Annotated in this window: 1 protein-coding gene; it reads left to right on the top strand. The window is 67.2% G+C overall.

Features of this window, described 5'->3' with window-relative positions:
- A partial coding sequence (locus tag ACFWPJ_RS32615) for an acyl-CoA carboxylase subunit beta (protein WP_378857341.1) occupies positions 1-1,498 on the top strand: 1,498 nt, incomplete at both ends.

Here is a 1,498-nt window from a genome sequence, read left to right as displayed (position 1 = left end):
CGCCAAAGAGCCCGCAGGCGCGAAGGGGATCGAGAAGCGGGCGCGGAAGGGCATTCCGAGTGCCCGCGACCGGATCAACATGCTCATGGACCCGGGCACCTTCGTCGAGATCGGTGCCCTGGTCCGCAAGCCCGGCGACCCGACCGCGCTCTACGGCGACGGTGTCGTCGTCGGGCACGGCATGGTCGACGGCCGTCCGGTGGCGGTGTTCTCGCACGACCAGACCGTCTACGGCGGTTCGGTCGGTGAGGCGTTCGGCCGCAAGCTGTGCGGCATCATGCAGTACGCGTCCAAGGTCGGCATCCCGCTGGTCGGTATCAACGATTCCGGCGGCGCGCGCGTGCAGGAGGCGGTCAGCTCGCTGGCCTGGTACGCGTGGATGGCGACCAATGTCGAGCCACTGTCGGGCATGGTCCCGCTCGTGTCGATGATCTTGGGCAACTGCGCGGGCGGCGCGGTGTATCAGCCGATCTGCACCGATGTCGTGGTGGCCACCGAGGCCGCGCACATGTTCGTCACCGGCCCGAAGGTGATCAAAGAGGTCACCGGCGAGGACGTGAGCCTCGAAGAGCTCGGCGGTGCGCGTACTCAGGCCGAGTACGGCAATATCCACCACGTCGCCAAGGACGAGGAAGCGGCGTTCCAGTGGGTGCGTGAGTACCTGAGCTACCTGCCGACCAGCTGCCAGGAACTTCCGCCGATCGTGAACCCCGGCCTCGAGCCCGAGATCACCGATTCCGATCGTGAGCTCAACGCGATCATGCCGGACTCGGACAACGCCGGGTACGACATGTACGAGATCCTGCTGCGCATCTTCGACGACGGTGAGTTCAAGGAGATCAGCGCCGGGACCGGCGCAAACATCATCACCGGTTTCGCGCGGGTCGACGGCCGCAGCGTCGGCGTCGTCGCCAATCAGCCGCTGGCCTCGGCCGGCGCGCTGGACGCGCGCGCCTCGGACAAGGCGTCGCATTTCGTCCGGTTGTGCGACGCGTTCGAGATCCCGCTGGTCTTCGTCGTCGACACCCCCGGCTTCCTGCCCGGCGTCGAGCAGGAGAAGATCGGCGTGATCAAGCGCGGCGGCCGCTTCCTGTTCGCCTACTGCGCGGCCTCGGTCCCCAAGATCACCCTGGTGGTCCGCAAGTCCTATGGCGGCGGTTACGCGGTGATGGGCTCCAAGCAGCTCGGTGCCGACATCAACCTGGCCTGGCCCACCGCCCGCATCGCGGTGATGGGCGCCGAGAGCGCCGTCGGCCTGCTCGGCGCCGCCCAGATCGCCGCCGCCCCCGAAGACCAGCGCGCCGCCATCCGCCAAAACCTCATCGACTTCTACAACACCAACATCGCCACCCCCTGGGTAGCCGCCGAACGAGGCTTCATCGACGCGGTCATCGAACCCGCCACCACCCGCCTCGAAATCCGCCGAGCCCTGAAACTCCTCCAGGACAAGAAAATCCAGCGCAACCCCCGAAAGCACCACGTCCTGCCGCTGTATTCG

The organism is Nocardia sp. NPDC058497, assembly GCF_042720195.1.
In the GTDB taxonomy this organism is placed as follows: domain Bacteria; phylum Actinomycetota; class Actinomycetes; order Mycobacteriales; family Mycobacteriaceae; genus Nocardia.
The sequence above is the reverse complement of the archived record's forward strand: the minus strand, read 5'-3'. Positions and strand labels throughout refer to the sequence as shown.